The sequence below is a fragment of the Burkholderia sp. BCC1985 genome (assembly GCF_905339915.1).
Classification (GTDB): domain Bacteria; phylum Pseudomonadota; class Gammaproteobacteria; order Burkholderiales; family Burkholderiaceae; genus Burkholderia.
The window spans coordinates 75,427-96,906 of the sequence record NZ_CAJPGY010000008.1; the positions used below are offsets into that span (position 1 = coordinate 75,427).

The 21,480-nt window shown below is 58.8% G+C and carries 17 protein-coding genes; 3 read left to right on the forward strand and 14 right to left on the reverse strand.

Going from position 1 to position 21,480, the window contains the following annotated elements:
• Window positions 1–99: 99 nt before the first annotated feature.
• The 8 genes from U4Z31_RS10240 to U4Z31_RS10275 form a co-directional block, all read right to left on the reverse strand.
• Entirely contained in the window at window positions 100–1,506 is a 1,407-nt protein-coding gene (locus tag U4Z31_RS10240) for a purine-cytosine permease-like transporter (RefSeq protein WP_321810204.1), read from the reverse strand.
• Between the two features lie 187 nt (window positions 1,507–1,693).
• Window positions 1,694–2,416 carry an SDR family oxidoreductase gene (locus tag U4Z31_RS10245; RefSeq protein WP_321810205.1) on the reverse strand — a complete coding sequence of 241 codons (723 nt, stop codon included), beginning with the start codon at window positions 2,414–2,416 and terminating at the stop codon, window positions 1,694–1,696.
• Between the two features lie 223 nt (window positions 2,417–2,639).
• The gene (locus U4Z31_RS10250) at window positions 2,640–2,960 is read right to left on the reverse strand and encodes a 2Fe-2S iron-sulfur cluster-binding protein (protein ID WP_321810206.1); all 321 of its coding nucleotides are present in this window, start codon (window positions 2,958–2,960) and stop codon (window positions 2,640–2,642) included.
• A 41-nt stretch (window positions 2,961–3,001) separates the two neighbouring features.
• Window positions 3,002–4,213: an NAD(P)/FAD-dependent oxidoreductase gene (locus tag U4Z31_RS10255; RefSeq protein WP_321810207.1), complete on the reverse strand. Its 1,212-nt coding sequence runs from the start codon at window positions 4,211–4,213 to the stop codon at window positions 3,002–3,004.
• Window positions 4,214–4,223: 10 nt separating this feature from the next.
• Window positions 4,224–4,817: an aromatic-ring-hydroxylating dioxygenase subunit beta gene (locus tag U4Z31_RS10260; protein WP_321810208.1), complete on the reverse strand. Its 594-nt coding sequence runs from the start codon at window positions 4,815–4,817 to the stop codon at window positions 4,224–4,226.
• Between the two features lie 2 nt (window positions 4,818–4,819).
• Window positions 4,820–6,205 carry an aromatic ring-hydroxylating oxygenase subunit alpha gene (locus U4Z31_RS10265; protein WP_321810209.1) on the reverse strand — a complete coding sequence of 462 codons (1,386 nt, stop codon included), beginning with the start codon at window positions 6,203–6,205 and terminating at the stop codon, window positions 4,820–4,822.
• A gap of 32 nt (window positions 6,206–6,237) precedes the next feature.
• Complete coding sequence (locus tag U4Z31_RS10270) at window positions 6,238–7,731, reverse strand: glutamine synthetase family protein (protein WP_321810210.1); 1,494 nt, start codon at window positions 7,729–7,731, stop codon at window positions 6,238–6,240.
• A gap of 1,073 nt (window positions 7,732–8,804) precedes the next feature.
• Window positions 8,805–10,046 (reverse strand): dienelactone hydrolase family protein, encoded by a 1,242-nt coding sequence (locus tag U4Z31_RS10275; RefSeq protein WP_321810357.1) that lies wholly within the window; start codon window positions 10,044–10,046, stop codon window positions 8,805–8,807.
• Between the two features lie 174 nt (window positions 10,047–10,220).
• Between U4Z31_RS10275 and U4Z31_RS10280 the strand changes: the two genes are divergently transcribed.
• The 3 genes from U4Z31_RS10280 to trpA all read left to right on the forward strand — a co-directional run bounded on the left by U4Z31_RS10280 (window position 10,221) and on the right by trpA (window position 13,619).
• Entirely contained in the window at window positions 10,221–10,847 is a 627-nt protein-coding gene (locus U4Z31_RS10280) for a helix-turn-helix domain-containing protein (protein WP_321810211.1), read from the forward strand.
• Window positions 10,848–11,273: 426 nt separating this feature from the next.
• Window positions 11,274–12,467: a tryptophan synthase subunit beta gene (trpB, locus tag U4Z31_RS10285; protein WP_321810212.1), complete on the forward strand. Its 1,194-nt coding sequence runs from the start codon at window positions 11,274–11,276 to the stop codon at window positions 12,465–12,467.
• A 336-nt stretch (window positions 12,468–12,803) separates the two neighbouring features.
• Entirely contained in the window at window positions 12,804–13,619 is an 816-nt protein-coding gene (gene trpA / locus U4Z31_RS10290) for a tryptophan synthase subunit alpha (protein ID WP_321810213.1), read from the forward strand.
• 209 nt (window positions 13,620–13,828) lie between these two features.
• Here trpA and U4Z31_RS10295 read toward each other — a convergent pair whose 3' ends face one another.
• From U4Z31_RS10295 to U4Z31_RS10320, 6 genes are all read right to left on the reverse strand, one after another.
• The gene (locus U4Z31_RS10295; protein ID WP_321810214.1) at window positions 13,829–14,521 is read right to left on the reverse strand and encodes a GntR family transcriptional regulator; all 693 of its coding nucleotides are present in this window, start codon (window positions 14,519–14,521) and stop codon (window positions 13,829–13,831) included.
• Window positions 14,522–14,624: 103 nt separating this feature from the next.
• Window positions 14,625–15,761 (reverse strand): aminotransferase class V-fold PLP-dependent enzyme, encoded by a 1,137-nt coding sequence (locus tag U4Z31_RS10300; RefSeq protein WP_321810215.1) that lies wholly within the window; start codon window positions 15,759–15,761, stop codon window positions 14,625–14,627.
• Between the two features lie 30 nt (window positions 15,762–15,791).
• On the reverse strand, window positions 15,792–16,916 hold the full coding sequence (locus U4Z31_RS10305; protein WP_321810216.1) for a porin: 1,125 nt from the start codon (window positions 16,914–16,916) through the stop codon (window positions 15,792–15,794).
• 75 nt (window positions 16,917–16,991) lie between these two features.
• Complete coding sequence (locus U4Z31_RS10310) at window positions 16,992–18,308, reverse strand: MFS transporter (protein WP_321810217.1); 1,317 nt, start codon at window positions 18,306–18,308, stop codon at window positions 16,992–16,994.
• A 45-nt stretch (window positions 18,309–18,353) separates the two neighbouring features.
• Window positions 18,354–19,544, reverse strand: coding sequence for an acetylornithine deacetylase (gene argE / locus U4Z31_RS10315; RefSeq protein ID WP_321810218.1), 1,191 nt, complete (start codon window positions 19,542–19,544; stop codon window positions 18,354–18,356).
• Window positions 19,545–20,212: 668 nt separating this feature from the next.
• A complete protein-coding gene (locus U4Z31_RS10320) occupies window positions 20,213–21,439 on the reverse strand; it encodes a citrate/2-methylcitrate synthase (protein WP_321810219.1) in 1,227 nt (408 codons plus the stop codon).
• Window positions 21,440–21,480 lie beyond the last annotated feature (41 nt).

A 21,480-nucleotide genomic window follows, 5' to 3' on the forward strand; every position in this document is an offset into this window, starting at 1 on the left:
GTCCATGTGCGATCCAGGGTAGCCGGTACATCGAGAAGCGCCGGCACCCACACTCAACGCTTCAATAACAGCGTTACGCTCGTTCGCGTTCGAAGCAACTCACGCCGGATCACCGACTCCAGCAGCAAGCGGGCGAAATACAGTCAGCCGCAATGCCGGGTACAACACGACGCTTATGCCGAGCGACGTGAAAAACTGAATCGGCACGATTTGATTCAGCATGAAGTGCGCCACGGTCGAGGCAATCACCGTGGTGCCTACGCCCGCCCAGTTGACCGACTCGGGTTTAGACGCGGGGAGGCGTCCCGTGATACGACTGACAAAAAAATAGTCGACGATCATGACCGCGGCAAATGCGGTCGTAATCACCCCGAGAATCTCGATCCACGCCTGTACCCTGTTCAGGATATCCAGCGCCACCATAAGAAGACCGAGCAAGTTCGCGACGACGACCAGGACAATACGTCTTGTACGCAACCCGATGGCGTCAAACAGATTGGAGAGTGCAAGCGATCCGCTATACGTGTTCAAGACCTGGGCCTTGGTTTGCGCAAGTATCATGAGAGCGACACCGACCCAGCCGCCAAAAAACAGGAAAGCGGCAGTTACTCCGTCGGGACTCATCGCCAGCTTTCGCGCCGTCGCCAGATCGACATGCAGGGAAGCAGCATAATGTTCAGCCAGTTTGCCGACGCCGGCGTACATGAAGACGCCGCCGATAAACACCATGCCGAACCCCAGTGCGACGTTGCCCACAGCGGCCGCCACACCGATGTCCGACGAACTTCGCGCGAATCGGCCGAGGTCCGCATCGACGAGAGCCAACGCACCGGCCGAGCCGATCAGGACATTCGTGCAGAAGATGAATTTTCCCAGGCTATCGGACGCCCCCAGAGTAGCGAGCACGTCGGGCGGAAACAGTGCGGGAAAATCATACGCGTGATTGTCGGCATGAATCGTGACGACCTTCCAGGTGATGTATAGCAGCAACGCGATAAAGGCAATCAACGTGTAGGAAGACACCTTTGAAACGGCGCCGAAGCCGTATGCGGTCAGGAAGATCCAGAGGACACTTAAGAGTCCATAGACGAGAATCTGGTTAGCGAGCGTATCCTGGAAGCCGAACGCAAAACGAAACCCTGCGTACAGCAGCGCGTTCTCCAGCGCAAGGAATCCGATGATCATGAAGCCAAAGATAAGCGAGCCTATCAGGCTGCCGCGTGCACCGAAGCCATAGTGCCGCGCCATGACCGTACTGGAAAGGCCCGTTTTGAACGCAATGTGACCGCACGCCCAGCCGAGAAGCGAGCCGACCACGGCGACGAAGCCACCGGCGGCCAGTGCGATCTTGATGCCCGCAGCGAAAGTCGTGAGTGCTCCCAGGAACAACACCACGAGCGTGGTTGCGATACCAGCGGTGCTCCACGACAGCTTCAACCATCCGTGTCGCAGGTGAAGCGGCACAGGTTCCAGTGCATGATCCTCCATCTGTCCATCGGCATTCACATTCGTCTCCTTTTTCGTTATGCACTCAAAAAAGCGAAGCGACCTGGAGCAGGCGACGTCAAGACCGGACGCCTCTGCCATCCCTATTCGGCGGTACCCCGTCAACATCGACGAATCAAATACGCTCCCTTCGCTCCGCGATACTCACACTCAAAACCCACCTCCATCAGCCGCCCACCCTGCCGGTCTATAGCGTGCCGGATGCCAGTCGGCGCTCAACCGCTTTCGCGTCGTTCGCGAGTTCGGCAGCCAGCTCACGCGCCATGTCCCCCACATAGATGTCCTCGGCGCCGGCCTCGAAGCCATCCAGGGCTTCCTCCGCCGCCGCCAACGCTCCCATCTTGCGAAGCGTCAGGCCGGCCGTCATACGCGTGTCGATAGCACCGGGTAACACTGCAGCCACCCGCACGCCCATCGGAGCGAGCTCACCGCGCAGACCCTGCGTCAAGCTCAGCGCCGCGGCCTTCGACGCGCAATACGAGCCCATCGATGGCAGATTGACCCGCGCTAGCAGCGCCAGCACATTGAGCACGGCACCATGGTGAGCGATCAGCGCCGGTGCGAACGCGCGCGTGACGCGCAGCAACGCCAGATAATTGACATCGATTTCCTCGCGGGCGAGTTGCAGGTCGGGTGCGCGCAGAAATGAGGTGTTGTGATTGACGCCAGCGTTATTGATCAGCAGCGTGACGTCCTTGGCCGTGGCTGCGGCCTGCGTGACGTCCTCGTCACTGGTGACGTCGAGCGTGATCGGCACGACGTTCTCGGACGCAGGTACTGCCGACACGTTGCGTGCGGCGGCGTAGATCCTTGCGGCGCCCCGCGCCTTCAGGGTCTCGATAAGCGACTGGCCGATCCCGCCGGTCGCACCTGTTACGAAGACGACCGATCCTTTAATGGGCGTTGTCATGCAACCTTTCCTTGCTATTAGTCTCGCGAGAATCGCACATCGTTATGTCCTAAATCGCCATCTCGGCGCATATCCAGATGCAAGTTCGAGTACGGCTCATGGCCCGTGCCATTGTCCTCGACTCCGTATGCGCGATGCGCACATCGGTCAGAGATCGACCTGCGTCGCCCCGTCAGCCAACCGCAACGTCACTGCACCAGAAACGCGGCATACGGCCCCGTACTCATCCCTGAGTTTCCGGCGTTCGCACGATCAGCCCATCGAGTTGGGCCTGGATTTTGATTTGGCACGAGAGGCGCGAATTTTCCCTGACCTCATTGGCAAATTCGAGCATGTCGCGCTCTGTATCACCAGGCGCGCCAACCACCGCCAACCACTCCGGATCGATATAGACGTGGCAGGTCGCGCACGCGCATGCGCCGCCGCATTCGGCGTCGATGCCGGATACATTGTTTGAGATCGCCGCCTCCATGACCGTCGAGCCCAACCTCGCGTCAACAGCAACACGTCGACCAGCATGGTCTTCGAATATGATCTTCGTCATCTGACACTATTCGCTTGAAAATTGCACAAAATCCGACCGCTTCACCGCTTCATCAGCGCAGCAATATCGAAATCCACTTCTTGTAAACGCGCCCGCGTCACCCCAGCCGGCAACAGACGACGTGCCGACATATGTTCGCGAGGCCGGTTCACGCTCTCCACACTGATGCAGACGTCATCGCGGAAATGGAACACCGAAAACTCCGAGTCAGAACCGTGACGCACCACACGATCCGTTGCACCAGAGGCAAGACCTGCCATCTGAAGTTTCAAGTCATACTGATCCGACCAAAACCACGGGAGCGACTCATAATGCTTGTCAACACCGGCAATGGTCGAACCGGCCACACGGGATTGATCGATTGCGTTTTGAACGGACTCGAGTCGCGCTCCATTCGTATTGAAGACGCCGCCAAACACCGCACAATCGCCCATGGCGAATACATCGGCGACACCGGTTCTCGACTGCGAATCGACTGCAATCCCGTTTCTGCAGCGTAGGCCGATTTGCTCGGCCAACTCCGTATTCGGAATAGAGCCGATGCCGACGATGACAATGTCAGCATCGATGACACGCCCGTCCTTGAGTACGACCCGCTGAACCACACCCTTTTCGCCAACGAGCGATTCGATCTCGCCGGCAACCGAAAGCGTTACCCCGTGCCGAGCATGTGCGGCGGCAAGAAATCCCGAAATTTCCGGCGCAACGGCTCTCGCAAGAATTCGATCCGCCGCCTCGACGACGGTGATCCGCCGCTCGGGAGCGGCAAGCGCCGATGCCACCTCGAGACCGATAAAGCCGGCCCCGATGATGACGATGTTGACCGCGCTCGCCGCCGCTGCTCTGAGCGTTCGTGCGTCGCTTGCCGATCGTAGGTAGTGGACATTGCCCAAGTCGGCACCCGCGAGCGGCAGCGAACGTGCGCGAGCCCCCACTGCAAGCGCCAGCGTATCGAACAGCACGCGAGCGCCGTTGGATAGTACCGCCTGCTTACCCTCGCGCTCGATCCCGACCACCCGAACTCCAAGTTCGACGTCGATATGATTGGAGGTGTAGAACGCCTCGGCCTTGATAGCCAATGGGTTCTCGACCTCCCCCTTGAGAAAGGCTTTCGACAGAGGCGGCCGATGATACGGAAGCTCGCTCTCGTCGCTGACGATTACAATTTGCTCGCCGTAGCCGTTTTCCCGGGCAGACGACGCGAGTTCGCATGCGGCATATGAACCGCCAACGATAAGTAGCCTACGGCGCATGACGATATGCTCACAAAATGATGCTCGGGTTGCGAATGCACTGATCGCAGTTGATCAAATTGATCTGTTTGGCGGAGATCTTCCATCCCCCCTCGTCGCGTTGCATTCGATATCCCGCCCAGCCCGTCAAGATTCTGGTTTCGTTGTCCCAGAACTCGCTGATCAGGAAATTGGCGCGGACCATTCGCACGTCGGCACTACCACCTTCGAACACTTCGACGTTCGTAATCAACCTGGCAGTCCGGGACGCGGGTGCCTGCGACCACGCATGGCCGGTACGCAAACGGTAGACCCGATCCTCCAGGCGTCGCCGATCATCGAACATCACGGCAATCTCCGATCGAGGGTCGCCCTGATTCCTCGTCGACGGAGCCCAGTAGACGCATTCGCGCACAAACATATTCAGCCAGTCTTCGAAAAGCTGCTGATCGAGAAGCCGCGCCTCCCTTTCGATGATTGATCGGAATGCGTCGCGCTCCGAGGCCTCGGGAACGATACGATCGTCCTGTTGCCATTCCGAGAAATCGGCGACCAGTTTTTGATAGAACTCGTCCGTCATGTAATAGGAGAAGCGGGACGGATCGCGGCTTGCCTGAACATTCATGATTAAACTTCTCGCTGGACGCTGTTGTTCGGAGTAGATGCCATCAGTCGCTTCCACTCACGGATGTACTCGCGCATGAAAAGCTCATCCGTCGATGGCCCTTTGATTGTGCCGTCGGGCAATGTTTCGAATCGGTCCGGAATGCCAAGCCCCCGGTTCATGTAGATCCATTCGTCTTCGATACACTCCAGCCCACGCTGAATCTGCTCGAAGTTCGTCAGATCGTCGATTTCGCCGAAGTTTGGAAAACCTTCCTGCGTTCTCATGCGAAGCGTATTGATGTCGTTCAATACGTCTTCCCCGAGCATGCCGTCCACGTCTTCGATCTTCGTTCCGTACCAGACCGAATCGGTTTCACCGACGCTCACCGGCTGGAACACCTGGATGTGATTGCCGAGCAATGACAGGTTCGGAAAGACGTTGATGTTCACCGGCTCCGATCCGGCCAGATCGAGAATCGGCTCTGCGTCCGCGCCGAAGCGGTTTCGCAGCTTCTCCGCAACATGCTCCATACCCGGATGCAATGACTCGATAGCCCAGAGTCCGCCGGGGCGTTTCTCGAGCGCCGGTCGCTTGTCCTTGAAGTGATGCCCGTTACCCATGTATTGGATATACATGGGCAGTTTGTCGGGCTCGTGCTTGTAGTACGACATTCCCTTCTCTGCATCTTCGTCCTTGAAACGATTTTCGGTTTCGATCAGAGACTGATGCGAGTAGATGACGTGATAGCCATCACCAGAGTTATCGTAGGCCAGCTTCCAGTTGCCCTTGTACTTGAACCGATTCGCCTCGCATACGACCACCTTGCCGCCGGGATTCCGGTCGATCCATTCGTCTATAGGCTTGCGAATGGGGCCCAGATGTTCCTCGATCGAGGGTGCATCGACATTCAAGGTACCGAAGATGAACCCGCGATAGGACTCGACACGCGGGACCTGCGCCAGGTTGAAGTCCGGATTCTTGACCAGACGCTCGGCATAACCGTCCGCCCAGGGCACACCACGAAGCTTGCCGGTATTGGCAAAGTTCCAGCCGTGATACGGGCATTGGAACGAGCGGGCGTTGCCCTTCTCCCAGCGACAGAGTGTCGTGCCGCGGTGGGAGCACCGATTGTAGAGCGCCCGAATCGTCCCGTCGCTGCTACGCGTAACGATGATGGGCCGCAGCCCAAGCTTGCCGGTCACGTAATCGTTGACGTTCGGAATCTGGCTTTCGTGTGCCAGATAGACCCACGTTCCACCGAAGATGTGGGTCATCTCCGCATCGAAAATCGCCGGGTCGGTGTAGATGGTGCGGTGAACGCGTTGCTCCTGAACCAGATTGTCCCAGTCGAACCGGGCATCGCTGCTCGCCTGCGTGGGAAACGATATGCGCTGAAGCGTGGACATGGAAATGGATCCTCAGATTGGTTGACTCTTCATCAGAAGAAGTCGAAATATTCGTTCTGCTCCCATTCAGTGGTCTCCTCACTGTCGGGATCGATGTTGTGTTCGCGGACAAATGCTTCAAAGCGCTTGAGTTCGGTGCGCTTAAGTTGCCCGTAGTAGTCGACGAACACCTTCCCGAGCTGGTCACCAAAGAGTGGCTCGCGCTCGAACAGCTCCAGTGCCTCGGATAGCGAATGCGGCAACATCGTGTGCTGCGTGTTGTAAGGGTCGGTATCGGGCGGCCCCGGGTTGAACTCGTTTTCAACACCGTCGAACCCGGCAATCAGCTGCGACGCGATGTACAAGTACGGATTGGCCGAGGGCTCACCAACACGGTTTTCGATGCGGCTCGCGGGATCATCGACTCCCCCCAGCACCCGAAGCATCACGCCCCGATGATCAGTGCCCCAGGCAACCCGGTCCGGCGCGAGCGAATTGGCCCTGAAGCGCCGATAAGCATTGATCGTCGGATTCGACAGGAGCGCCGCGGCGGGTGCGTGACGGAGCAGTCCCGCCAGATAATTCATGCCCAGCGGCGAGAGCACGTCGCCGGCGTTATCAGGCATAAAGAGATTTCGACGCGATTGTGCGTCCACGATGGACTGATGCAAGTGCCAGCCGCTCGAGTAATATCCCTTCAGCCCCGGGCGGGCCATGAAGGTCGCAAGGTAACCCAGACGTCGGCAAACCTGGCGCGTGGCACTCCTGAACAGCACCAGATTGTCGGCCGCCTCCAGCGCATCACGCGGCGCAAACGTGCACTCCAGTTGGCCGGGTCCCCACTCCTTTTCGATCGAACGCAGCGGCAGGCCAAGCCCCTGCATTGCTTTACTGAGCGCAGCAACAGGCACATGGATGGTGTCCATGTTGCTCTCGGAATGGAACGAATATCCGGGTTCGACGGGGAACGTACGCGGTGCCCGTGCCTTGAGGCCGGGTGCACCGATATCCTCGTGGGAAAGGTGATCCTCGGCCAGGCGCAGCAGGTACCACTCGACTTCGAGTCCGATCACGCAACGCTTGCCGCGCGCAGCGAGCTTGTCGAGCTGGTCACGCAGCAAGCGCCGCGGGGAGAAGTGAAAACCCTTGCCCGAGGTGAAATATTCGTCGCCAAGAATCCACGCGACATTCGGCTCCCACGGCAAGATACGAAACGTTGCGGGATCGGGCACGACGATCAGGTTGGGCGAGCCGGTCATCTCCTCCAATCCCATTCCGCCACCTCGAGTGAACGACGAGAAGACACGCGCCCCGGATGCGTCCAGCGTCGCCGTTGCGACATTGATGTTGTAGCCATCTTCGAGTGCCGACAGGAATGCGGGAAGCGTCACTGTCTTCGCGCGTGACGCACCATGGGGATCCGCCCATACGATTCTGAACAGCTCAATGTTTTCCTTCGTGACTCGAACTTTGATTTCATCGGCCAGTCGCCTCTGATCGTCCGACCACAGGTTGTGCTTCGCGATAAATCCCAAACTGTGCGCCATCTTGTATCCGCTCCTCGAACAACGCTGCGTAACCAAACTGCAGGGTATGAATAGTCATTATCGGAATGTCGATCGACACTGATCAAATGATTTGTTTGAGCAAATCGATAACGCATTCGGTATGAGTCGAGCGAGCGCGGTCGCTCGCGATGACAAATCCACGTCGAGTGCCACATCGGCGCCCGGATCAAATGCGTGCAGCGCCCGATCGGCCTTCAAAACGGCTCGTGAAGCAGCGGCATCGGCAACTGTCATGCCCCCGAACCCGTCACCCGCTGCCAGTTCCTGGCCGGAACAGTGGGCACGACGCCGAAGTATCGAGCCAGTCCACGGATGCGGCCGAACGCGTGACGCGCCCAAGCCATGCACGCGCTATCCGCCATGCGGCCTGCAATGGATGAACTGTTTTTGCCAGAAAGAAGAATGGACAATCACCGTGCCCGACAGGTCCGGTGCGGGGTCGTCGCGCATTAAAACGGCGTGCAACGGAGCAAGACACCGTACGGCGCGCAACCAATCGCGCGACCTCGGAGCCATGGGCGCCGAGCCCAGCTCTTGCAGGCCGCCTTGCGATTGAGAGGGTTCCGCACAAGGGATGGCCAGTATCGCTAGCGCGCGAGCAAGCAGTTCGCCATCGATACTCACCGCTCGTCGGGCATCTTTACACTATTCTGGATAACTACATATTTGTATTTTTATGCGACCTGCAGCAATGTGTTTCGCAACGAGCAAACCCTTACATGATGCGGCGTAACCGTCGCCATGCGAACCCCTTTCCGCGAGTTCACGAACGGTCGGCTTGAACGGACGACGGCGAATGAGCCCATCCACGCCCAATCCAGCTCTGACATTCATCGGAGCCTCCGCGATGGACGCGCTTCCTCTCCGCCTCCACCTTCAGTCATCCGCGTTGAACGACTTGCCATCCAGGATTGAAACGGGGCTCGTTGCCGTGATCGCCCATGTTGCGACTACATTTTCGCCAAGCCGGCGCACGATACCTCTTGGCGATATCGTGCCCGGCGCCCGAAGTCCGCTGTCACATGACACGGTAGATTCGAGCAGGTGATCGATCACACGGCCGCAGAAGGCTCCCCGACCTGCCACTTTGCCATCAGGACATTCGACGGCAACGTCTCGTCAACCAGCTTCTTCGCGGTTTCCGCGCCGACTACCGGCAGGTTGCCACGCTCGAGCAGACCGATCTGCACCAGCACGGAAGCTTGGTCCCAGTAGATATGCTCGTTGTAAAGCTTGTCACCGCGGAACCGAACGATCGCCACAAGCGGAACCTCGACATATTTGCCGGTGGGAGGCACACCCGGCAGCATCCAGTCGATCTCGATATCGTGGGTGAAACAAAGCAGAACTTCATCGACGATGCGATCGGCACCAATCGTGCGCGAGATCGGGATGAGCTTGGCATCCTTCGGGTTCTTGGGAATGAAGTGATCCCGATAGAAGCGGTAGAGATCGCGATAACCGACGCCGCCGGTGAGCGTCGGAATATGATTGACGTAAGGCTCGGGCACCATCGTGGCCATCGTGGCGTCGACCGAACGCTCAACGAATTCGAGGTCGCTATGTCGCTGCCACAAACGATCCAGATCGTAGTGCGGGCCCATTACCTTGCGGAACAGCGCGATCGATCGTGAATGCGCCATCAGGCTGGCCGGCTTGTTGAAGCTCGCGCGGTCTGGAGCGGAAAAAGCGTGATCGCAGTCCGGATATGAATACACGCCGACGTCCGGGCGCTGGGCAAACGCAGCACCGATCCGATCGCGCGCCTCTCGCGGCACATAGCGATCCAGTTCGGCGAAGTGGAAGACCATCGGGCAATTGACTTGGGGCGCCTCGGCAAGGTGCTCCTCGATACCGACCCCATAATAACTGACCGCGCAGTCGATATCCGTGCGCGCGGCCATCAGGAATGCCAGCTTGCCTCCGAGACAAAAACCGAGCGCCCCGACCTTGCCAGTGCACTCGGCACGTGAGCGAAGCGTCGCCAATGCACGGGAGATGTCCGCAATCGATCTTTCGGCGTCGAAGCGCTGGTTGTATTCCATCGCCTTGGCGAAATCGGCATCGCTGTAGCCGAGGTCCACTCCCTGCTCGAGTCGCCAGAACAGATCAGGCACCAGAACCACATACCCTTCCTCGGCATAGTAGTCGGCAACCCTGCGCATCGACTCATTGACGCCGAAAATCTCGTGAAGCAACAGTATCCCGGGCCCCGATCCGGCGGCCGGCACGGACAAATATCCCTTGAACACTCCGCCATCTGCGGCGGCGACCTCAACCCACTGGCCTGCCATACTTGCCTCCTCCTCAAAGTCCTGCACTTCCGCGTCAAGCCCCGCGGCGTAGGTTCTTGCATCACCTTTCATCACAAATTCTTAGTTGAATTTTTAATATAACTTTTTTATGATGTCAATCCAGCGCACGGGAGTAATTTCCCGCCCCGAGCACGTGCCATCCGCGAGATCGCCATGAAAGAGAGCCGGAAGACAGTCCCGAAACGTAGTGACGCCCACACCGAGCCTGTGCAGCGGCCACGCGTCGCCGAGCGGCCGGCTTCGTCACACCTTGACCGCACCGCGGCCATGCGGCGGTTGTCGGATTTCGAGTTCAGGATGGAGCGGCTGGCACAGGCCTATTACCGGTGGAAGGCAGCTTGCTTCTCCGCAGTCTGCAGCGTCGCGCTGAGCGGTGACGACGTTGCGGTGCTCAATGTCGTGCGCATGGGCGATGAACCCAAGCGACTCTCCGAGATCGGCCAGTTGTTGAACCGTGTAGATGTCCCCAATCTTCAGTACGCCACGCGAAAACTCGTAAAGGCGGGACTGATCGAGACCGAAGGCAAGCCGTCACGTAAGGAGACGCGTTACCGGACGACCGATGCGGGTCGCGAAATCACCGACGCTTATGCGACATTGCGCGGCGCCACTTTGCCACCATTGTTCGACGCACTCGAGGAAGGCGTCCGCGACCTCGAGAAGATGAGCGTCCAGATGGACTTGTTTGCGAGCCTTTATGGCCAAGCGGCCCAAGTCGCACTGAGTCAACGCTGCCTACCCACGGAGCATCTCGCGCACGAGGATCTCGAATTGCGTTGAGCCGGTAAAGCTCGGACGCTGCGGGTTTCCATCGGTTGCACATCCCCACTGCCTCGCCCGATACTGGGGCCACCGGTTTATTGAAATTGCAGTTCGGCGTGGCGGTTCGCTGTTGTTCGACACGAACATCGAGTGCCGCCACCGCAGTACAAAGGTACTCCTTTGGTCACTTTTTCCAGCAGAGCCCGCGCATCGGGCCGTTTCGAATGGTGGGTTGAACTCGCGAAACGTCAATGACGTGGCGTGTACCCGCCCGTTCGCAGCGGACGCCCCCTATTGGCGCCGCTCCGACGGCCGCGAAAGGCTGAAGAATCAGCCCAACGATCGGTTTGCGCCGCGCGCAATGCGCAGGCGAAAGCCGAATGACGCTTGGCAGTGCCGCGCACTGGTTCTGCAGTTGCGCAGCACGCTCTGGAGAGTGATGCAATGTACAATTTGCCTGACAATCGTGGCCATTTCGGCCCATACGGTGGCGTATTCGTCGCAGAAACGCTTGTCCACGCCCTCAATGAACTGCGCGACGCTTATGAAACACTCAAGCACGATGCCGAATTCATCGCGGAATATCAGCGCGAACTGAAATACTTCGTTGGACGCCCGTCACCCGTCTACCACGCCCGCCGCTGGAGTGAACTGCTGGGCGGTGCGCAACTCTTCCTCAAGCGAGAAGACCTTAACCATACCGGCGCACACAAGATCAACAACGTGATCGGCCAGGCGTTGCTTGCTCGACGCATGGGCAAGAAGCGTGTGATCGCCGAAACCGGTGCGGGTCAACACGGTGTCGCGACTGCGACCATTGCGGCACGCTTCGGCATGGAATGCGTCGTGTACATGGGATCGGAAGACGTCCGACGGCAAGCGGCGAACGTATACCGGATGAAACTGCTGGGTGCGACTGTCGTGCCGGTCGAATCCGGTTCGCGTACGCTCAAGGACGCGCTCAATGAGGCGATGCGGGACTGGGTAACCAACGTCGAAACCACCTTCTACATCATTGGTTCCGTGGCCGGCCCCCATCCCTATCCAATGATCGCTCGCGATTTTCAACGCGTCATTGGAGACGAGTGCCGCTCACAGATGCCCGAACTGACGGGCCGACAACCGGACGCGGTCATTGCGTGCATCGGCGGCGGATCCAACGCGATGGGAATTTTTTACCCGTATATCGATGATGCCGCCGTGCGCCTGATCGGCGTTGAAGCAGCTGGCGATGGCCTCGAAACCGGCCGCCACGCGGCCGCACTCACGGGTGGCAGTCCGGGCGTGTTGCACGGCAACCGGACATATCTGCTCCAGGACGAAAACGGCCAGATCATCGAAGCGCACTCGATTTCTGCCGGCCTCGACTATCCCGGCGTCGGCCCCGAGCATGCATGGCTGAAGGATAGCGGTCGTGCCGAATATGTCTCGATCACGGACGCCGAGGCATTGAAGGCGTTCCACGACTGCTGCCGGATCGAAGGCATCATACCGGCACTCGAGTCGAGCCATGCACTCGCTTACGCCGCGAAGCTTGCTGCTACGCTAGACAAGGACAAGCTGTTGCTGGTGAACCTGTCGGGGCGCGGCGACAAGGACATGCATACGGTTGCCGAGCATTCGGGCATCAGTCTGTAAGCGCGTCATGTTTGACGGGGACGACTCGAACCCGGACGTGTCCTCTCGACCTGATCGACCGTCTAGCGATAGACCCCGTCATCCCATATGACACTGCAATCCCGCACTACCCGCGCACGCTGTCGCTAAATCGGCCAGGGTTGCTTTTCGCTCGCGCCGCAAGCGCACTTCGCACGCGCCCCAGGCTCAGTTGCTTGCAACGCACACTGGACAGACCGACCGATCGCACGGACTGAATGCATGCGATCGGTCCGGTTGCCAGCGCCCACATGCCGGCCGCGCGCGAGCAGCACGAATTGCCGCGAAAGACACGAATTCAGAACCCAGGATATTTCTATGTCACGCATTCACAATACGTTTTCGACGCTCGCCGCGCAGGGCAAGAAAGCGCTGATTCCCTTCATCACCGCGGGTGATCCCGACCCTGCCCGCACCGTCGAATTTATGCACGCGCTCGTCGCGGGCGGCGCCGATGTCATCGAGCTCGGTGTGCCGTTCTCCGATCCGATGGCCGACGGCCCCGTCATCCAGCGGGCGAGCGAACGCGCACTCGCCAACGGCGTCTCCTTGCGGCACGTGCTGGCGGACGTCAAACACTTTCGCGACACGAACACGCACACGCCGGTCGTACTGATGGGTTATGCAAATCCCATCGAACGGATGGGTGTCGATGCATTCGTGGCGGCCGCACGCGATGCAGGGGTCGACGGGGTTCTCACGATCGACTATTTACCGGAAGAATCGGCTTATTTTGCAGCTAAGTTGCAGCACGCCGACATCGATCCCATCTTCCTTCTGGCGCCTACGTCGTCTGAAGAGCGCTTCGCTGCGGTCGCGAAGGTCGGACGCGGCTATGTCTACTACGTTTCACTGACAGGCGTAACCGGGGCGGCCAATCTGGATCTCTCAAGCATTGCAAGCAAGATCCCGGCGATCAAGTCGCACGTACCTTTGCCTGTTGGCGTTGGTTTCGGCATTCGAGATGCGCGCACTGCGCGCGCCGTATCGGAGACTGCCGATGCGGTCGTCATCGGCAGCCGCCTCGTGCAGCTACTTCACGAGACGCCCCCGCGAGATGCCGTCGGGACGCTCACGCGCTTCGTCGCCGACATACGCGCAGCCCTCGACTACGCGGACACCGACGCCCGATAGCAAAGCGTTTTCATCACGGCCGCCTCCCGTACCCAACGGGAGGCACGTGAGCATGATCCCCCGAGCACGAACCATGCTGACGAGTTCGTGAACGCGAACTCCGATAGCAATGACACTCGGAAAGGCAACCTCCCCGCAATCATAGGGGACGCAGTCGAGCCGCTACGACGGGAACGCCAGAGACGACACGGTTGCGATGCGCGGGAAAATCACTCGACGCGGCTCCACGATTCGAAGTACTCGTGCTCCGCCGCTTTCATGCCGTTCTTCAATGCGCTTTCGATTCGCGCCGGATCGCGCAGCATGAACGCATCAAGCATCGCGCCGACGGACTCTACAACGACTTTCTGTGTTTCGGGCCGCTTCAGCGTTTTTACCCTCACATGTTGCACATGATCTGCAAAGCGCTGGATCGCAGAGACAAGGCGAGTATTTTCCACTCCGGCAAGCCATGTATCGCGAAATTCGGTATTGGCCGCAATCATGAGTTCGACATCGTTGCGTTCGTATGCCGTGCAGATCTTCTCGTACGCCCGCCTGAGTGCGTCCAACTGTTCGTCAGCCAGCGTTTTCGCAACCGATGCCGCGGCAGCAGGCTCCAGCAACCGACGCACCTCGAAGATCTCGCGGATATCTCGCGTCGTAATGATCGGAACGACGAAACCGCGCGTCGTCCCCATCAAGTACCCTTCGTTCACTAGCCTCATCAGCGCCTGACGGGCAGGCATCCGCGTACAGTCGAATTCGCCGGCGATCTCGTAGTCCAGCAGGCGATCGTCCGCACCTATCTCGCCACGCTGAAGGCGCCCAAGCAGTTCCAGATAAATCGTCTCGGCCAGCGTTGTCTGCTTGAGCGCAGTGCGTCGCGGAAGCTTCGTTTCCTTCGTTTGTGCACCCGGCACGTCGTCCCCTCAGAATTCCGAATTCATCATTCAGAATACGGCTGGGCCCGACGCGCGTCAAGGCCACCTGGATTCGCAGCGGAACATCCGCCCGCCATCACCCTTACTCCGGCAGAAGCGTTGCAAGGGCTGCCGCTACCGACGTGTTGGTCACGACACCGGCCGAAAAGCGCATGACGCGCCCGCGCGTGTCAACACTCACACCCGCGGTATCGTACAGATGTGCTTCCAGCGCCTGCGGGTCGATGTGGTCAGGCAATCTGGCCATCACGCTGCCACCTCGCTCCTCGTCACGACGGGGAGAAGCCAGTTCATAACCTTTGCGATCGAGCACGTCGATAATTTCATGACTCAATCGCAAATTGCAGGCTCGGAGATCGTGCGACCCGCCACCAAGGTGCCACTGCAAACCCGGCCCGGATGCGACGTACGGAAGCAGCGACGGCGTCGCAACGTTGAATCGCCGCGCATCCGGCGCAAACGTGAATCGGTCCAGGTCCCAGTTGAAAGGATCCGACTGACTCCACCAGCCCCGTTTGAGCGGCACAAGCCCCTCTTCGATCATCGCCGGATTGATGTAAGCAAGACCAGCACCCGTTGTCCCGCACAGCCATTTGAGCGTTGTCGTTACAACGAAGTCCAGCGGCGTTTCGGCGAGGTTGAACGGAAGCAGGCCGGCTCCTTGCGTCAGATCAGCAGCGAGCAAGCTGCCTTGCTGACGCCCGTGTGCGATGAGTCGTTTCAGATCGGCTCGCTTCGATGCCGTCGATGTCACCCAGTTAATGACGGCCAGTGCAACGCTGTCGTCCCACCGCTCGATGAAGTCATCATCGGTCACATAGGATTTGTTGTCCGACAGCGGCACGGTTTCGAGCGTGAAGCCAAGCGACGGCGCAAGACCTGTCAAGAAGAAGTGCAGACTCGGGAAACAGTCGGCGGCGATGAGCACGCGTCGTCCGGCAAGACGCTGCCGCCCCAGCGCATCGACAAATTTCGCGAATGCCTCCGTCACGTTCTCCGCCGCGAACACTGCATCGGACCGGGCGCCGATAAGTGTCGCCCAATCGTCAAGCACTTCCTGCTTGGCTTGCAAGCCGTAGTCCCAACGCGCGTGATCGGATCGATACCACACCGCCGTAAACGAATCGAGCGCCGCTTGTACCGCCTCGCGCTGACCGGGGAACATCCCGACCGAGTGGTACATCAGCCACCCATCATGTTTGCCTTTCCACTCGTACATAACTCGAAACCTCCAAAAGAAACCGTAGATTCAGAACTTGTGACGCATGCCAACCCGCAGCAATAGCTGATTGCGCCCGGATGAGCCCGGCATGCTGATGACGTCCGCATGCGCCGTGTCGCCCGTGGCATGCTGGAAGATGGATTGAACATATACGTCGGTGCGCTTGGACAAGAAGTAATCCGCGGTCAGGTTTCCCTGGTGGTACTTGTTCCCGTTCAGCGTCGTGAGCGTATAGCCGAAGCCGAAATTCCAAAACGACCGGAACAGCCAGGAAACCCCGCCCTCATAGTTGTGGAACGTACCGTTCGCCGCAGCCGATGCACCCCGATAAATCGCCTGGGTATAAAGCGCATACAGGGTGACGTTCGGAACGACCTGATACGTGCCGCCAGCGCCCCACGTTCTGGCGAAATCTCCGCCCAGCAACACAGGTTTCGACGACCCGACAATCGGTGAAATATCGATCGTTTGGCCGCTGATATCCGCGTATGCGGTCGCAACGCTCAATGGCCCATTCGTGTAATTCGCGCTGAAGCTGTACGTCCGCCCGTTACCATTGATCTGCCCCGGCAGATTCGAGAAGCCGTACATCGCGCCCAGCGTGAGTCCGCCGAAGCTCGGGCTCAGGTACTTGACCGCATTGTTTACCCGCTGACCGCCCATTCGATCATTGTCCAGCGGGTTATTACCGTAGCCGCCTGCCGACAACGTTGGCGTGTTGTACGTCCCGAGCGGGTCGTACATGAAGTCGAGCTGACGCCCAAGCTTCACGGTACCGTAACGCTCATGGGTCAGCCCAACCCAGCTCTGGCGTCCGAAGCCCAACCCGCCCTGGCCAAGGGCGCCGGTCCCGAGGTTGTAACCCGTTTCGAGTGTGAAGATGGCTTTCAATCCGCCACCCAGGTCCTCAACGCCCCGGAAGCCCAGACGGTTTGCCTGCATGATGCCGGTATCCATCAGCGTCGCGGTCTTGCCGCCTGCATTGCTAACCCATGTAATGCCCGCGTCGACAATCCCATACAACGTGACGCTGCTTTGCGCGAAAGCAGCATTGGATGCTCCGGCGAACGCACATGCTGCCAGTGCCATTCCAATCGCCCGATACCCACGCTTCGTATCGCGGCCGCTCTGGTACTTTCCGATCGTGTTCATCTCCAAACTTCCCGTCTATGTGAGGTTGTAGTGAGGCCCTCTCTTTGTTATGCACGCACTCCCGTCGTCGTTCAGTTACCCTCGACTAAGCCTCCGTGGCGACGGAAGCGCGAGGATCAGGAAGCCGCCCGCGACTGCCCAGCCTGCGATGGCAAGCATCGATACGACGGTACTGCCCGTCAGGTTCTGCGCCAGCCCCATTGCGTAAGGACCGAAGAACCCGCCCAGTGCACCGAGTGCGTTCATCAATGCCAGACAGGTAGCCGCGGCACGATCAGTAAAGAAGTTCGACGCGAACGCCCAAATAATCGGAGTCGATCCGACAAAAGCACCTGTCGCGATCGAAATGCCGGCGATAGAAAGCCATGGCGATGAATGAAACAAGATGCTGATCAGCAGCCCCAAGGCTCCAGTCATGCATGCTCCGGCGATGTGCCATCTCCGTTCGCGGAAGAAATCGGAGCTTTGCCCGAGCAGCAGCATGCCTGCCGCCGCCGTGGCGTATGGAATGGCCGAGATCAAACCGATCGAACCGTATTGATGAAAGCCGGCCGCCTTGACGATCGTTGGCGTCCAAAACACGACGGAATAAGCACCGAGATTGGCTGCAATAAGCACCAGTCCGAGTAACCAGACTCGAGACTCACGTAACGCGTCCGAAATTCGTGCACGCTGATGTTCCGGCGCACGGTCCGCATCAACGATCGCCCGCAACTGCGCACGTTCGGCATCGTTGAGCCATGCAGCCTCTTTGGGCGAGTTATCGAGGAAGAACCAAACCATGAAGCCGATCACAATCGCCGGAGCACCTTGCAACAGGAACAGCCATTGCCAGTTCCGCAGCGACCCGACATTTTCAAACGCCCCCATCATCCAGCCGGACAATGGTCCGACCAGGATCCCGCCAACGGCGGTAGCTGCAATCAGCGTTGAAATCACGCGCCCCAAGCGCCGCTGCGGATACCATTGCGTCAGGTAATAGATCACCCCCGGCGTGAAACCGGCCTCGGCTGCACCGAGCAAAAATCTGCTGACATAGAACATCTCAGGAGTCTTAACGAACAATGTCGCGATCGAGATTGCCCCCCAGGTAATCATGATTCTCGAGATCCAGAATCTGGCACCCACTCGATAAAAAATAAGATTGCTCGGCACCTCGAACAGAATGAATCCAATGAAGAAGATGCCAGACCCTAACCCGTACACCGCCGCGCTGAAATGCAGATCATCCAGCATCTGCAGCTTCGCGAATCCGAGGTTGACCCGATCGATATAAGCGATGATGTAGCTCACGAAAAGCAGAGGCAAAAGACGTTTGCTAACCTTCCTCAACAGCCTATCTTCCTGAACCGACTCGAGCAGTGGCGCACTGCTCACATTGAGAGCCTTCATGGCGTAAACTCCGAGACGTGGGATGTGTTGTATTGCAATATTTAGTTAGACGTTGACCCGCTCAACAAGACGCTCAATGAATCGCTCGCATGCGCCGAGCTGCTCGAGAGTGACGTATTCGTCAGGCTTATGTGCCTGCTCAATGGAGCCTGGTCCGCAAACAATGCTTGGCACACCGTATTGCTGGAAATATGCAGCCTCAGTACCATATGCAACCTTCTCGGCGCGATCGCGGCCGACGAGTTCCGTTGCGATCTTGTAGATTTCGTCGCTTTCCTTGCCATCGAGTGCAGGGATGTTTCCAATGCATTCGAAATCGATCGCCGCATTGGCATACTTCTTTCTCATCTTCGGCAGCAGCACCTCATTTGCGTAGCGTTCCACGGATTCAATGAAAGGATCCGGGGAAAGCCCGGGCAGCAATCGATAGTCGAACACGAACTCGCAATGGGCCGGAATAATGTTGTCGCCCGAGCCACCCACAATGTTGTTCGTCGAGATCGTCGAGAACGGCACGTCAAATGCGTCATCACGCGTTCCGTGACTTTCTTCGCGCTCGGCGAGATCCTGGATGTGGCTAATCAGCTTTGACGCGTACTCGATTGCGTTGACGGCTTTCGGCGTGAGAGAAGAATGAGCCGCACAGCCGCGCACCTTGCACCGGTAAATCCGTCCCGCCTTGTGCGCACCGATCACGCGCATGCTGGTCGGCTCCCCGACAATACAACCGGCCGGACGAATGCCTGCACGATCAAGCTCAGCAATCAATCCTGGCACGCCAAGACAGCCGACTTCCTCGTCATACGTCAGCGCAATATGAATGGGCTTGCGTACGCTTCTTGCCGCGAGGAGCTCGGCCTTGGCCAGCACGACTGCAATGAAGCCTTTCATGTCCGACGCTCCCCGGCCATACACGCGCCCGTCGCGAATATCGGCAATAAAAGGGTCGCTTTGCCAGCGCTGGCCGTCCACGGGCACGACATCCGTATGTCCCGACAGCACAATCCCGCCGGCATCCCCCTCTCCAAAGGTAGCAAAGAGGTTCGCCTTTGTCCGACCGGCGTTGTAGTCATACCTGAGACGCGCACCGAGCCGCTCCAGCTCTGCGGCGGCCCACTCGATCAAATCCATGTTCGAGTTACGACTTGTAGTATCAAAAGAAATCAGCTTCGACAGGCATTCAACTGTCTTGATCGAGACCACCGACTCATACCCCTCGCACCCCAGCACCGACATCTGGAAAATCCTCCCTATTAATTCGGATACCTTATTTTCTATCCGTGATCGACCTTGCGTCGGCCCGCCATCGTGACGACGCTAGCGCGCGATTGCACTCGCTCTCATCTGGTGCCGACTGGTGGAAGGCGGGAACACTCGCCAGACACCGTGTTCATGGTTGAAGAAGGCTATTGTCAGAGGACCCGACTGTCTCAGCACCTCGACGCATACGTAGAACACACCGTTCGCAGTACGCCCGAATCGGGCTACCCGCATCGGCTTCGCCGGTGTCGGCGCAAGCCATTTATCGACCAGCGAACGTAAAGCGATCTTCTCGGTACCCATGGTCATCACCTGATACGCGCATAACACTCGGCAAGTTCCAGTTCCCGTGATTCATCGGATCGCGCTCGGATGCCCTTTACCGCCACGACGGAGCACCCCCGTTCCTGGACATCAAGCGGAACGTCCCTGACTTGTAGCCGCTCTTTCATCGAAAACTGAATTCTGAATTCAGAATATGTCGACGGATATTCTGTGTCAATCAGATGGTGTACGGGGTTTTCCCGCACCATCGGTATTCATTGGATGATTCGCGGCGGCACCCCGGTCCAGGCGAGCCCACCTCCGCCGCGTGCAAGACACCGCCGCGATCCCCTCCGTTTCCCGCTTTGGGGCTCGTACAACTATGGCGAAAATTTCGCCCGCGGTCGCATCAAGAAGCCTTCGCCTCGCTGCTCCAGAACGTGCGCAACGTATCCGGCAATACGCGCAAGCAGAAATAGGGCACCACCGGTATGCGGCGGCATGCCGAACGCCAGTTGAGCGGCGACGAGCGCTACCGGCAGACTTGGCCGCATCCGCCAGCGCCGCTCGCATTCAACAATGAATTCGATGAGTACCAAGGCTTCAGGCGCTGCGTCAGGCATCTGCGTTATGGTTTCAATGAGGAAGCGCGCGCGCGGATCGCCGAGGGGATACAGCGGATGGTTGAACCCGGCAACCTGCCGACCTCTTTTGTACGTCTGTGCGAATCCCTCGAGCAAGATGGCTTTGTTTGGCGCGCTATCAAGCAACTCACCAACCCAATCGAGATCGTCCCCGGTTAAGGGCCCTTGGAAGGCTGCGATACCGGCCTGAATGCACGTACTCAAGTTCGCGCCGGCCGAAGCGGTCACGCGAGCAACGAAAGTCGGGGTCGACAGTTCATGGTCGGCGCATAGGATCATGATTGCGTCGAGCAAGCTTTCGTATTGCCTGCCCAGGTGCAGGGCTCGAGTCAGCACCCGGGCAACCGACTCACCCGGCCGCGGCACGATCAAGGATTCGTTGCTCAGGAAGGCAAACGCACCGGCAAGCACACAGATCATTTGCCTGGCGTCCGAAACCACATCGGCGCCATACACTCGACAATCCCCGTCGCATACGACGGAGAGCAACTGCACCAGCGTCGCAAGCAACTCCCGGAACCGCATGGCGGGCAAGCGCGATATCGTATCGCTGGCGATGTCATAGAAAATCTTGGACGGTGCCTGGACCTCCCAGCCCGCTTTTCGCCCGCTCCAGACGCCGGTCCAGAGCAGATCGGCCACCGTCTCATACGTACTGCCAAGGCGAATCAGATCGGTGGCCAATCTCGAGCGATAGCGTGGACCCTCAGGAGTAATTTCGGTGATGGCGGTTGAAATTACGGGCTCTCCCCAACGCAACGCTCCGGCAGCCACCGGGCCATGGCCGGAGCGAGCGACGCTTCTGGACCGCACCCGTTCCACGTCCACACGTGAATAAAGCTTTTGGTGTGTTCCGCTTTGGGCGATCGCGCGTATCCAACCGCGTGCAACATAGGCGTACAAGGTCTGGGGTTTAATACCGAGCAACTCGATTGCGCGCTGCGCCGGCAAGAAATCCGGCATGCTGTCCGACTCTGTCACCGAAGCCCCGCCTACCGCCAAAA